We start from the raw sequence: 13,042 nt of genomic DNA, 5'->3' as shown, positions 1-13,042 counted from the left end.
ATTGCTTGCATAGTCAAAGCCAGACTCTGGTTTTTCAAATATTGGAAAACCATCTAAAAATCTTGGAAAATTTTGGTGATACTGCTAGCTCATGTATTAATACACACGGAGCCTATTGGTATTGGCAAAAGATTAGGATACAGCCAAAACAACTTGAAACACTGTCAACAAAAACTGATTAAAGAGATATGTAGCCATGCAGAACGAGCAATATTTTTCCAAATTGCAGCGCGTGCAAGAACTTTTAGTAACTACACTGTTAGGAGATATTCCAACACTTCTTCTCGGCCCAAAGTTGCGTAATTTAGGATATCGTAGTATTTTTAGCCAGATAGATAGCCCCGTGTATATTCAAAATGGTGTTGAATTTAACGGTACTTCTTGTATTGAGATCGGCGCAGGAGTCTATATTTTCAAGGGTGTGCGAATAGATGCGAGAGGACACAAAAATAATAGAATTCATCTAGGAAATAGAGTCGCAATTGAGCGTAACGTTGATATTGGGTCTTTAGAAGATACGTGTATACATATTGATGAAGACACCTTCATTGCTCCCAACGTGTCTATTGAGGGGCCAGGAGACATTAAAATTGGTAAACACTGCTTGATTGCTGCCCATTCAGGGATATATGCCAATAATCATAATTTTGCCGATCCGATGGAGCTAATTAAATACCAAGGTGTTACTCGCAAGGGAATTGTGATTGAGGATGATTGTTGGCTAGGACATGGAGTAACAGTATTAGATGGCGTTACTATCGGCAAAGGCAGTGTTATTGGTGCAGGAGCAGTTGTTAATCGAGATATTCCTCCTTTTTCCGTTGCTGTTGGCATACCTGCACGAGTAATCAAAAACCGAATTGGCAAAGATATAGCAAAGCTTCAAGTTGAGAAATAGGGCATGAGGTATAAGGGGCAGAGGGGCAGGGGAGCAGAGAGAGGAGCAGGGGAGCAGGGGAGCAGGGGAGCAGGGGAGCAGAGGAGAAATAACTCAGCAAGGGTTGAACTTTAGCTATCCGCTAACAGCACTCCTGAAGGGTATGGGGAATAATAACTATCCCCTGTAACCTGTTGTCTTTTTTGGGAAACCTTTGCCATCAGTCAACGTCACAAGGGTAAACGCCTCTGAGTTATTTTTCTTAAGGGCATCTACAAGTCAGACAACTGACATCTTGTACATCTATCATAACCATAGGGTAGACATTGCTAGTCTTGAGTCCCCAGAGTCCTCTAAAAAAGGGACGAGATTTGGGTAATATAAAGTAGCTATCTTTTCTGCATTGCAGATACTGAAAGAAAAGCTTTCTTTGTTTTACCCGTTGGAGATATTTCTATGCTGACTTTAAAAATCGCTGTTTATATTGTTGTTGCCTTCTTCGTAACTATCTTCATCTTCGGATTTTTGTCGAACGATCCAGCTCGTAACCCCGGCCGTCGGGACTTAGAGTAAAAGGCCGATAAATCATCCGCGACTTTGGAAGGCGGAAAATACTAAACGCCACGGAAACTTACTAAGCGAAAATTTAGTAAGTTTCTTCCTCCAAGTAGCTTGCTGTAGGTAGCAGAAGGCGACAGTCGGAAGGCAAAATGTATGTTTAATCCTTCCCTTTGTCATTTGGCTGTTTGTTAGCCCGATTTTGCTCACTTATGCTTCATCCAGTTCTGCCACCTAATCCGCCTCCTATTGTTGAATCTTTACAACCTGTAAATCCCGCCTCATCTGCTAGTCATACAAAGTTTCTTTCAGGTGTAGATACTGGAATACACGAAAATACAGACAAATCCAAGCAGCCCAAGAATTTGGCTCAGTTGGCAATTTCGGGTAACACTAAAAGGGATCCTTTATTGTCAACTCCGATCGACTCAACTCAAGATGACTTGGTAGTTGCTAAAACTTCTTCTGTACCTCATTCACCAGAAACCTTTCCACCAGAAAGTTCCCCACTCCCTGCTTCTGCAACTGCTGGGCTTTTGGGACAGCCAATGGTTGTTGGTTATCCCACGCAGGAGGTTACAACCTCTAATGGCCAAGTTAAAGAATACACAAAGACAAGTCCGAGCGTCAAACCCCGCCACTCGGAACTTCTTCTGATGTCGGCACTGCGTAAACGGGAGATGCAAAGAGAAGCCGCTACCTTGCAAAAAAAAGTCGGAGCGGAGGCTTTAGACCAAAACGCGAAAGATGAGCCTGCTCAAAAACTCAGTCAGCGATGTCTGACGACAAGCTGCTTTGCGTCTACGCAAAATCCAAACTCTAATGGTGGAGCAAAACCAACCTTTTTGGACTCTTCTAGCTTTAGCTATAGAGTTTCTCCAAGTCCTCTTATCGCCCAATCTCAACACCCTCTTCAAATTGCCCCAACTGTCACAAACAGCAAGAAGTTAGGCAAATCCAAATCAGAAATTTTAGCTGAGAAGTTAACCCAACAAAAACAGCAACGCTATTTCACCGCACAACAGTCTCTAAAAAAAGACAATATCTCTTTATCTGCTGCCGATCTAGCACCGAGTTCTCAATCAGTACAAAATTTTATAACATTTAAATCTCGTAAGCCCACAAACCAACTCTCTGTACCGATCACTATAGAATTTAAGTCCCAAGTCCAGCAACAAAGCCAAGTCCCAACGCCTACACCACAAGTAAATACCACTCAGCCACAAGCTCAACCATCTAGTACAACTGCGCCAGCTACCCCACCGCCAGCCGGACAAAGAATTGTAGAAGTCACTTCAGATCGGCAAGAGTATGACGAGAAACAGCGAATTATTACAGCTGTAGGTAATGTAATTGTGCGATTTGATGGGGCGGTGGTGGATGCCGATCGCTTACAAGTCAATTTGGACAACATGATCGCTGCGGGATTCGGCAACGTCACCTTAACACGGGGCGATCAGATACTGCGCGGACAACGCTTTACCTATAACTTCGTTCAAGATCGTGGGGAACTGGAAAATGGTAGAGGAGAAATTTACGTACCTTCAGCACAAACAGATTTTGCTTTTTCACCCACAGCTGTAAGTACTGGTGGAGTTTCAAAACGTCCGCCCAGCGATCGCATTAGAGCCAATCAACCCCTTTCCGGTGTCAGCAGCCCTGGAGGAATTGATGTGACAATTGGTGGTCGGGCAGGTGTTAGCAACATCCCGCCACCGAAAACAGGGGGTGTAGTCAATCGGCTCAGGTTTGAAGCTGAACAAATTGACTTTTATCCGCAAGGCTGGCAAGCAAGCAATGTCCGCATCACCAACGATCCTTTTTCGCCGCCTGAATTGGAATTACGTGCAAATACAGTAACTTTGACGCGAGAATCACCCTTGGTAGACCGCATCAGGACACAGGGGCAGCGTTTGGTATTGGATCAAAAAGTCTCCTTACCAATTCCCCTGAATGAGCGTACTATTGACCGTCGAGAACGGGACGTTTCACCTGCAATAGTCTCCCCTGGCTACGATGGAGAAGATCGGGGTGGTTTATATATTGAGCGCGGCTTTCCAATAATCGATACAGAGCAGACACGCTGGACAATCACGCCCCAGTTATTATTACAGAGAGCTGTGCAAGAAGGCACAGGTGACTTAGGCGCACTTTTTGGTGTGAAGACCAAGATAAATTCTGTTTTGAGTCCACGGACGATAATTCAAGGAACTGGAGAGTTAACTAGTTTTAACTTGAATGACGTGGAAGAGAATTTGCGAATGAATTTAGGAGTGCGCCAGACATTAGGCACTTCTCTTCCCCACACATTGAATGTGCAATATAACTACCGCGATCGTCTCTACAACGGTACTCTGGGTTTTCAAACTGTCCAGAGCAGTTTTGGCGGCATTATTACCTCTCCTGTGATTCCTTTAGGAAAAAGTGGCATCAACCTTAACTACCAGGCAAGTGCCCAGTATATTGATGCCAACACCGATCGCCAAGACTTGCTAGAACCAGCACGGGAAAACGATCGCATTTCACTTAGTCGTTTACAAGGCAGTGCGACTCTCAGTAGAGGGCTGTTGCTGTGGCAGGGAAAACCATTACCACCTACTGCCACTGAGGGATTACGATACACCGCTACCCCTGTAGTTCCTTACTTGCAAGCGATCGCTAGCCTTACAGGCACTACCAGTTATTACAGCAATGGTGATAACCAAAGCACCTTAATTGGTACAATTGGCTTACAAGGGCAAATTGGTCATTTTTCTCGACCTTTTTTCGACTATACAGCCTTTAATGTCAGTTACTCTCAAGGCTTAAATAACGGATTATCACCCTTTTTGTTTGACCGCTCCGTTGATAACACAGTATTGACCGCTGGAATATCACAGCAAATCTACGGACCTTTTCGCTTAGGCTTTCAAACATCTGTTAACTTGGATACTGGTAAAGAAAGTAGCACCGACTACATTTTGGAATATAGCCGTCGCACCTATGGCATTACCTTACGTTACAATCCGGTGCTGGAGTTAGGCGGTTTCAGCATCCGAATTAGTGATTTTAACTGGGGTGGTGGCACCGATCCATTTTCGGAAATTAAGCCAGTAGTGAACGGCGTGCAACAGGATAATTAGTCTAAGGACTGGGGACGACTCGACAGGCGATCGATCGCACAATTAGTAAATGCCGCGCCAGGTATTCTCAAGTTGGCATAGTCGCCGCTTAGTTGAACGCCTAATGGTGGTTGGTGTAGGGTTACACAACATCTATGAACTGCGGCTTGATACTCTCGCCATTGCCTACGGATTGCAATACTTGCAGCATCGTCACCTAAGTCTGAAAATCTTAGCCCTGCTCGCATCAGCCAGGATTCTACATCAGTTGTTTCACCAACTATTTCTGGAATGGGATTAATCTTTTTCATGAGTAATATCTTATACGTATATGTATTTGCTTCACTTTAAGATAAAGTATCAATACTAGCCAATATCATTTTTTATCAAAATAATCACTAAAAATGATTCATGCCCAAGCATTAATACTTGGGCATGAAAGAGTGAATTACTATTACGGCTGGAAAATATCATTGCTTTAGCTTCCGAATAAGCCGTTTTCTAGGTGGTAATCACTAGAAACGATAGCCTAATCCAGCTTGAAAGCTGACGGCATCAGCATCACTATTTTTGTAGGCGTCAATACCCCATTTAGTATCGCCGTAGGCAATGACATTTTTGCTAACTTCTGATTCAACCCCAAGGGTGACTACAGGTGAATTCCGATTGCCCAATGGAGTTTTTTGACCTTCGTCAGTTACAAAGGAATAACCACCACCGAAGTAAACGTTAGTATTTTTGGCGATGGGCGCATCATAAGTCACTATGGGCATAATTGCAGCAGCATCGCCACCATACAACACAGAACCCCGCAGTGAAACAGGGGCATTGGGTACGGCGTATCGTCCTTGAATATTACCACCAATTTGGGCTTCATCATTTCCTTGTCCGCCACTGGTTGCACCAACAGCAACACCAGCACCGATGTAGTTACCGTTAGTACCAGCTGTTTGAGCAGATGCAATGCCGGCTGAGAGGACAATGGAAGCAACAGCAAGGAAAGAGGCAGCTAATTTTGTAAGTTTCATAGAATTATTCTCACTAGAGTTAAGTAAAATTAATCTTCTCTAGTACTAGAATCTCTTTTTTTACAAAATGTAACCTCACGCATCTGGTTCACCCAAGTGGCTGAATTATTTCTCACCCACCTGGGTGTAACAACTGAAATATTTAATTGAAGAATTCAGGAGTCAGAATGGGCGTTTAGCCCATTCTGACTCCTGACTCCTGAATTCTATTTAGATAACAGTTATTTCTTCAAAAAGCGCTGACGTAGACGAGATATAAATATATTCACCTCTGGTATTTTCAGCCATGAAGCGATCGCAGCAAACACTATAATCCCTACGAAGCCAGATATACACAACTGCAACACCAGAATCAGTAAACCCGTTTTACCTAACAAATGCTGAGAACCAACCAAAGTCCCATAGCTTGCTACTCCAGCAACTATGCTACCACCAGCCAAACCCAGAATCGGCAAACTCCACTCGCGCCAAGGTAAACCATTGAGTTTGCGATCGAGCAACCATAATAGCATTAACATTGAGCTACAATTTACACCCACCGTTGCTAATACCAAACCGGGAGCGCCAAAAGGTTTCACGAAAAACCAATCTAATAAGATGTTGAGCAAGATGTTAAAAATACTGATGCGAAAAGGTGTCTGTCCATCGCCTAAAGCATAGAATACCCGCACCAATACATCACGCCCTAAATAGACAAACATCCCAATTCCATAAGCTACTAGTAAGGATGAAACTAGCTCTGTGGCTTCTGGCTTGAAAGCACCGCGTTCATATACCACCTGCACAATGGGTACTGATAGCGACACCATCAGTGCCCCTAGCGGTAACATCGTAAAAGCAGTGAGTAGCAGTCCTTGGCGAATCCGTAATTTTAAGTCCTGCCAATTTTCGGGGCCAGCAAGTTTGGCAAATATCGGTAATAGAGGCAGCAAAATAATATTAGAAATAATCCCCAAGGGAGTTTGGACTAATAGATTGGCATAGTTAAATCCTGCCGCTGCACCAGGGATAGGACTAGCAAAATAAAGGTCAGTGGCAACATTAATTGGCATCATTCCAGATGAAACTGTTGCCGGAGTCATGATTTTAATTACTTCTTGAACGCCTGGAGATTTAAAATCAAACCGCAGGCGTAATGTGCCCAATCCTAATCGCCATTGAACAATTAGCTGCACTACCCACTGGAGAATCGCTCCTGCCAAGGTTCCCCAAGCTAAGACCATTCCCCCGATTAAAGCGTACTCCGGTTTAATAATGTCCTTGCCCAGTTGCATCGCCAAGATCGCAAGACCGCCAACAACGGTAATACTGGATAATAAAGGGCTAATGGACAGTAACCAATATTGATTGGCTGTATTGAGAGTACCGAAGCCAATGCCAATTAAACCGGCAAATAAAGCCATTGGGGCCATAATGCGGAGTTGTTGAATAGCGATTGCTCTGGTTGTTTCTTCTAAACCATGACCGACTAAATCAACGATCGTATCCGCAAATAGAACTTGAGCAACTGTCACCAGCAACAGCAATCCAGCTACCAGCGTTGTCACAGTTTCCACTAAAGGAGCTGCTTCTTCTCGGCGACGCTTGGCTAAAACGCTGACGATCGCACTATGTAATGGCCCATTTACGCCACCGAGTAAGATCAACAGAAAGCCAGGGATAATATAGGCATAACTATAGGCGGTGGCAGCAGCACCAACACCAAATGCGGCAGCGATCGCTTGCTGCCGCACTAAACCGAAGACTTTACTAATTAATGTGGCTGCGGCAACAATGCCAGCAATTCCAGCGAAGGAACGAGAGGGTTTTTGATCTTGTTGTGTCACGAATAATACCCGACAACTCTTGCAGAGTGCATACTTTAAAACATTTAACCTGAAATTCCGCAGTCTGTCAGGTAAATTTTGACAAATTAGTAATTTTAAATGCCTACGCTCAGGGCAAAGGCAGAGCGATGCTTAAGACGGACTACGCCTACGCTCAAAATTAAATTCCTGAGATTGCGATAATACAGCGAATTACAAGTTAGTTAGATCCCGATTTCAAAGGGGTCAGGCCGCTTTTCTGATTTGTCCCGATAATACTAACTTATTGACAGCCTTGCCTAAGTTCGTAGTGAATATACTCAAATAAACTTTGCACTCCTCTGTGTTTCAAATTAAACCCTCAATTGGCAATGAATTTACACAATTGCGTACTTAGCTATCTTTTCTGTTGTGTATAAGCCAAAATTATTTTTTAATCCATTACAAGGATAGATCGAGAAAGGGGAACTATAACAATAACCATCTTCTGGGAAATAGTTGAACTAGGGATTGGGGATTGGAGACTAGAGACTGGATATCGGGCGAGATTTGAATCCCAAACAAATTTTACTCATATTTTATTCCTTAGTACCCAGTACTCAGTCCCAAAGCGCCCATTCGTCCCCACCTCAACAAGTTGCTATCCATCTGAAATTGGTGAATCCTGGACGCGGCCAGTTGAAGACTGTAAAACTTTGCAGTTTGTCATATTTGTGACACTTCTTAATCCCATGAACTTTGGTGTGAGGAACCCTTGTATAAAAACGAGATAATCCAGAGCAATGGAACCCAATTCAAATTTCACAGAAAATCAACTTCTTTTGTCAAGCGCTCAACTTCAAGAGCAACTAGAGCAACAAAAAGCTCTGGCGAGTGTAATTGTCCGCATTCGGGAATCGCTTGATTTAGAAAAAATTTTTCAAACGACTGTTACACAAGTGCGTCAGTTGCTGAATGCTGACCGAGTAGCAGTCTTCCAGTTCGACCGCGAACAAAACTGGGAGGGAGAATTTGTTTCTGAAGATGTTGCAATTGGCTGGGACTCAGCAATGACAGTAAAAGTTTACGACCATTGCTTTGGAGAACAATTTGCTGCCAGTTATCAACAAGGTCGAGTGCAAGCAGTAGCAGATATTTACAAGGCGGGACTGAGTGATTGCCATGTGGCAATTTTGAGTAAATTTCAGGTACAGGCCAACCTTGTTGTCCCTCTATCCCGCCAGAAGGAACTGTGGGGATTGCTTTGCATTCATCAGTGCAGTGAGACTCGTGAATGGAAAGAATCGGAAATTGAGTTTATTCGTCAAATTGCTGACCATCTTGTTGTTGCGATTCAACAAGCAAAGCATCTCCATGAAGTCAAATTGCAAGCTGCAAAATTGGCTCAAGCAGTTCAGCGCGACCAAGTAATAGCTAAAATTGTCGATGAAATTCGCTCGCCCCTTGATATTGAAACTATCTTTAAAACCACAACTCAAGAAATACGCAAGCTGTTGCAAGCTGACCGAGTTGCCATCTTTAGCTTCAATCCCGATTGGAGTGGTAAATTTGTTGCGGAATCATTTACGGAAGGCTGGACTCCCTTAGTTGGGGTTGAGCCTGCGATCGCTGATACTTATTTACAACAGACGCAAGGTGGGCGTTACGTTAACAACCAGACTTTTATAGTTAATGATATTTACCAAGCTGGATTAACAAACTGCCATGTAACTCTGTTGGAGCAATTCCAGGCAAAAGCCTTTGCAACTGCCCCTATTCTCCAAGGAGATCAACTTTGGGGAATCATCGCTGCCTACCAAAATGCTTCACCCAGAGAATGGGAATCTTATGAAGTCGAATCACTGATCAAAATCGGTACACAAATTGGTGTAGCAGTTCGACACCATAAGTTGCTGGCATACGCTCAGTACCAAGCAGAGCAACAAAAGACATTAACTAGTGTAATTACTCGAATTCGGGAGTCTCTAGATTTAGATACAATCTTCCAGACTACTGTCACCGAGGCTAGGCAAATGCTGCAAGCAGACCGAGTGGCAGTCTTTCGTTTTGACCCGCAAAAAGATTGGGAAGGAGAATTTATTTCTGAGGATTTTGTGCCTGAGTGTAATTCGGTAATGGCAGAAAAAGTTTATGACTATTGTTTCGGGGAAAACTTTGCACCCCTTTACGCCCAAGGCCGAGTAAATGCGATCGCTGACATTTATCAAGGAAAGTTCCCCGGTTGCTACGTCCAAATCCTAGAAAAATTTCAAGTGCGGGCAAATATGGTTGCACCTCTATTGAAAAAAGGTGAACTTTGGGGATTGCTGTGTATTCACCAATGCACCGCTCCTCGTTACTGGCAACCTTCTGAGATTGAATTTACCAGTCAAATCGCCGAACAATTAGGAGTCGCATTAAAACAAGATTCTTATTTAAAGCAAGTTCAAATGCAGGTTGTCCAGTTAGCAGAAGCCACTGAACGGGAGAAAGCAATGGAACGTCAAGAACTGCTGGCTGCAACTATTGATAAAATCCGCCAGTCACTCGATATTAAAACTATTTTTAGAACCACTACTCAAGCTGTACGAGAGTTGCTCGAAGTCGAGCGAATTGCAATTTACCGCTTCAACCCGGATTGGAGTGGTAAATTTGTGGCAGATTCCTTCAAAGATGGTTGGAAACCAGTTGCACAAACCCAACCAACGATTATAGAAACTTTTGAGGATACAGACGACGATAACGAACTTCCACGTAACGAAACCTTTGTGCCGATTCGGGAAGGTGAAAAATTATGGGGATTATTAGTTGCTTATCAAAATTCACAACCACGTTATTGGAAAGAAGAGGAAATTAATTTACTGGCTCAAGTTGGGGTGCAATTAGGAATTGCAATTCAGCAAGCAGAATTACTCGAGCAAACTAAACGTCAAACCTTGGAACTTTCTCAAACTCTGCAAGAATTAAAACAAACTCAGACTAGGTTAATTCAGGGTGAAAAAATGGCGGGATTAGGACAACTACTTGCTGGAGTTGCCCATGAAATCAACAATCCCATCAGTTTTATTTTTGGCAATCTTATCCATTTAAATGAATATACTCAAGAACTGCTAAAAGTAGTGAAACTTTACCGTCAAAACTCCTCAATATTGCCAACTGTTCAAGAGCAAATCGACAAGAGTGATTTGGACTTTCTCATTGAAGATTTACCCAAAACTCTTGAGTCAATGAAAGTAGGAACAGAGCGGATTTGTGATATTGTGCTATCACTACGAAACTTCTCTCGTACAGATGAGGCTGAATTAAAGCCAGTAGATATTCATGAAGGGTTGGATAGTACTTTGTTAATTTTAGGGCATCGCCTCAAAAATAATAATGAACGCCCAGCAATTGAGATTGTTAAACAATATGATTGTTTACCTTTGCTCGAATGCTATCCCGCACAATTAAACCAAGTGTTTATGAATCTTTTGAGTAACAGTATTGATGCATTAGAGGAAAAGTTTAACACTATACAGCAAAGGTATTTGAAATTATTACAAACGTGTCCGAGAATACCCTTAAGCATCTGGATTAATACGCAAGTCATTAATAACCAGGTTGTAATAAGAATAGCTGATAATGGTCTTGGGATTCCAGAAGAGGTGCGATCGCATATATTCGATCCCTTCTTTACTACCAAAGCACCTGGTAAAGGTACGGGGTTAGGATTGTCTATTAGCCATCAAATAGTAGTTGAGAAACATCGTGGTCAGATGAAATGTTCTTCTAAACCAGGAGAAGGAACAGAGTTTTTAATTGAAATTCCCATTGATAATTAGAGGCTATTGATTTTTGACAATTTCAGTCAACTTTAAATAGGGGAGCCAGGATAAGTAGAGGTTTCCTCCGTTCCCCGAAGGCATCGTAACAGACTAATGCAGCACCCTCTGAATCAATATAATAATTTATTTTCTTTAGAGTTTAGGATCATTTTTTGGGATGCGATCGCAGAGTTGATATTGAGAAAGTGGCAGAATTAGTATAAACAGCTACTAATTTGAAGCGAGGAAATTTTTGATTATTTTAACTATTTCTTGTTTTTCTTTAAACCCAGAACTATAGGTACCAATTAAAGGTACTCTTTCACCAGATTCTAACATTAAGGTAATTTGATGAGCTGTACCATCTTCGCCATAAAAGTTTTTAACTTTAATATCAACAATTTCGTTTAACGAGTACAAAAAAACTGATTTTCCCAATATTCCAAACCATTTATAGTGGCTGATACTTAAGCTATTTGACTCTTTATCAAAATTACAGTCGATAAATGAACCTGACGCTATAATTAATAAACCTAATAATAGGCAAAATATGGTTATGCCAATTGCAGCATAGCCGACTAAGGTATCATCTTGCTTACAGCGCTTCCGGCTATTATGCAATATAGTTTTCTCCTTGCCCCTCTCCTATCATTGCTTTCAGCTTTTAGGATGTACCTCATAGCTGCCGAAACTGCTGTAACGACTAAACTTTTTTCTAAAGGTTGTACTAAGAAATTCTTAATTTTTAATACGATAAACTCCGCTTCTTCGGAAAAATAATCACTGTAAGTACTTCTTCTAAACGGAATACTTTCTGTTTTAGTTAATAACTGAACTTGATATTTATATATTATTTTTCCCTCTGTATCAGTTTTAGTTTGTTTTTCTAAACGACTTTCAATTAATCCAGAAATTTGTTTTTGGCTTTTTGGATGACCAAAAAAATCAAATTCTATCAGTTGACATATAATTTTTGATGACTTTTGCTCGATATTTGAAGTATCTATATTTTGTAAAACTCGGTTACAATCAAGTTGTGTGATAGGTATAAACAGAAAAATAGCATATAAACAAATTATACCTATTTGTCCAATAAAGAACCCAATAAATCTAAGTAACTTCGGTTGAACAATAAACTTAAGCTTATTTTGTGTTTGCTCATAAATTTGTATCTTTTTATCTCTGACCAAATCCCAAATGAAAATCAAATCGATAGCGAATAATACATATTTTAATAAAGAATTTGTATTTTCCATTTTTTCGCAAAAATGTCTCTGTTTTTATGCTCAACGCTGAGTTTTTTTACCTACAACCCAAACTATCTCGCGTTGACACACCCGTAGCTGGATTTACGCCATCGGCTCTTTCACACAGCAGCGACACTTGATAGCGATCAATTAAAGCATCGGTAAAATCAGCACCAGTGACATCAGCATCATAAAAACGGCTGCGGGTCAAAGTTGCTTCAGTAAAGATGGCATTTTTCAGGTTAGCACCATCCATAGTGGCGCGATCGACTAAAGCACCGCTCAAGTTCGCATCTTCCAAATTTGCCTTTAATAAAACTCCTTTAGTCAGAATTGCGTTGGTTAAATTCGCTCCTTGAAAATTTGTCCCCCGCATTTCTGCTGCTACAAAAGTTACCCCTGCTAAATCAGCATGAGAAAAGTCACGATTTTCTAAATTTATGTTGTTGTAATTGATTGTGTTTATCTGAGCAAAAGCCGGTTTGGGATTAAGTATTATCCACCCAAAGGCTAGTAGCAAAATTACAATCAAACCCAAAAAGCGCAGTAAAATCTTTTTCATAACTTTATTATTTCTCAGTAGTCCTTCGTCATTAGTTCTATCTTACAAAGTTCTGAGCGGAGGAAACCCCCGCTCAGATTTT

General features: G+C 41.7%; 10 protein-coding genes. 4 read left to right on the top strand and 6 right to left on the bottom strand.

Annotation, left to right across the window (positions count from 1 at the left end; translation table 11 throughout):
• Nucleotides 1-196 precede the first annotated feature (196 nt).
• From ACM0OX_RS10305 to ACM0OX_RS10295, 3 genes are all read left to right on the top strand, one after another.
• The gene (locus tag ACM0OX_RS10305; protein WP_414514788.1) at nucleotides 197-898 is read left to right on the top strand and encodes an acyltransferase; all 702 of its coding nucleotides are present in this window, start codon (nucleotides 197-199) and stop codon (nucleotides 896-898) included.
• Between the two features lie 435 nt (nucleotides 899-1,333).
• The gene (locus tag ACM0OX_RS10300; protein WP_041566417.1) at nucleotides 1,334-1,450 is read left to right on the top strand and encodes a photosystem II reaction center protein I; all 117 of its coding nucleotides are present in this window, start codon (nucleotides 1,334-1,336) and stop codon (nucleotides 1,448-1,450) included.
• A gap of 197 nt (nucleotides 1,451-1,647) precedes the next feature.
• Nucleotides 1,648-4,557: a DUF3769 domain-containing protein gene (locus ACM0OX_RS10295; RefSeq protein ID WP_414514787.1), complete on the top strand. Its 2,910-nt coding sequence runs from the start codon at nucleotides 1,648-1,650 to the stop codon at nucleotides 4,555-4,557.
• Here the strand turns inward: ACM0OX_RS10295 and ACM0OX_RS10290 are convergent.
• The 3 genes from ACM0OX_RS10290 to murJ all read right to left on the bottom strand — a co-directional run bounded on the left by ACM0OX_RS10290 (nucleotide 4,554) and on the right by murJ (nucleotide 7,390).
• Nucleotides 4,554-4,847 carry a hypothetical protein gene (locus ACM0OX_RS10290; RefSeq protein WP_414514786.1) on the bottom strand — a complete coding sequence of 98 codons (294 nt, stop codon included), beginning with the start codon at nucleotides 4,845-4,847 and terminating at the stop codon, nucleotides 4,554-4,556. The genes ACM0OX_RS10295 and ACM0OX_RS10290 overlap by 4 nt on opposite strands.
• A gap of 204 nt (nucleotides 4,848-5,051) precedes the next feature.
• Entirely contained in the window at nucleotides 5,052-5,564 is a 513-nt protein-coding gene (locus tag ACM0OX_RS10285; RefSeq protein WP_414514785.1) for an outer membrane beta-barrel protein, read from the bottom strand.
• Nucleotides 5,565-5,785: 221 nt separating this feature from the next.
• On the bottom strand, nucleotides 5,786-7,390 hold the full coding sequence (murJ, locus tag ACM0OX_RS10280) for a murein biosynthesis integral membrane protein MurJ (protein ID WP_414514784.1): 1,605 nt from the start codon (nucleotides 7,388-7,390) through the stop codon (nucleotides 5,786-5,788).
• Between the two features lie 761 nt (nucleotides 7,391-8,151).
• Here murJ and ACM0OX_RS10275 point away from each other — a divergent pair.
• Nucleotides 8,152-11,169, top strand: coding sequence for a GAF domain-containing protein (locus ACM0OX_RS10275; protein WP_414514783.1), 3,018 nt, complete (start codon nucleotides 8,152-8,154; stop codon nucleotides 11,167-11,169).
• 213 nt (nucleotides 11,170-11,382) lie between these two features.
• On the opposite strand, the gene ACM0OX_RS10270 is transcribed toward ACM0OX_RS10275, so the two are convergent.
• From ACM0OX_RS10270 to ACM0OX_RS10260, 3 genes are read right to left on the bottom strand one after another with little or no spacing between them, the layout of a single operon-like run.
• On the bottom strand, nucleotides 11,383-11,772 hold the full coding sequence (locus ACM0OX_RS10270) for a hypothetical protein (protein WP_414514782.1): 390 nt from the start codon (nucleotides 11,770-11,772) through the stop codon (nucleotides 11,383-11,385).
• Complete coding sequence (locus ACM0OX_RS10265) at nucleotides 11,730-12,407, bottom strand: hypothetical protein (RefSeq protein WP_414514781.1); 678 nt, start codon at nucleotides 12,405-12,407, stop codon at nucleotides 11,730-11,732. Before ACM0OX_RS10265 ends, ACM0OX_RS10270 begins: the two co-directional genes overlap by 43 nt.
• A gap of 46 nt (nucleotides 12,408-12,453) precedes the next feature.
• Nucleotides 12,454-12,960: a pentapeptide repeat-containing protein gene (locus ACM0OX_RS10260; protein WP_414514780.1), complete on the bottom strand. Its 507-nt coding sequence runs from the start codon at nucleotides 12,958-12,960 to the stop codon at nucleotides 12,454-12,456.
• Nucleotides 12,961-13,042 lie beyond the last annotated feature (82 nt).

The sequence above is a fragment of the Nostoc sp. PCC 9305 genome (genome assembly GCF_963920915.1).
Taxonomy (GTDB): Bacteria; Cyanobacteriota; Cyanobacteriia; order Cyanobacteriales; family Nostocaceae; genus Nostoc.
This window is presented reverse-complemented; position numbering and strand designations above follow the sequence as displayed.

Bases quoted from the DNA above. Each gene is read 5' to 3' on its own strand.
- ACM0OX_RS10305 (WP_414514788.1), top strand. From the start codon at position 197: ATGCAGAACGAGCAATATTTTTCCAAATTGCAGCGCGTGCAAGAACTT.
- ACM0OX_RS10300 (WP_041566417.1), top strand. From the start codon at position 1,334: ATGCTGACTTTAAAAATCGCTGTTTATATTGTTGTTGCCTTCTTCGTA.
- ACM0OX_RS10295 (WP_414514787.1), top strand. From the start codon at position 1,648: ATGCTTCATCCAGTTCTGCCACCTAATCCGCCTCCTATTGTTGAATCT.
- ACM0OX_RS10290 (WP_414514786.1), bottom strand. From the start codon at position 4,847: ATGAAAAAGATTAATCCCATTCCAGAAATAGTTGGTGAAACAACTGAT.
- ACM0OX_RS10285 (WP_414514785.1), bottom strand. From the start codon at position 5,564: ATGAAACTTACAAAATTAGCTGCCTCTTTCCTTGCTGTTGCTTCCATT.
- ACM0OX_RS10275 (WP_414514783.1), top strand. From the start codon at position 8,152: ATGGAACCCAATTCAAATTTCACAGAAAATCAACTTCTTTTGTCAAGC.
- ACM0OX_RS10265 (WP_414514781.1), bottom strand. From the start codon at position 12,407: ATGGAAAATACAAATTCTTTATTAAAATATGTATTATTCGCTATCGAT.
- ACM0OX_RS10260 (WP_414514780.1), bottom strand. From the start codon at position 12,960: ATGAAAAAGATTTTACTGCGCTTTTTGGGTTTGATTGTAATTTTGCTA.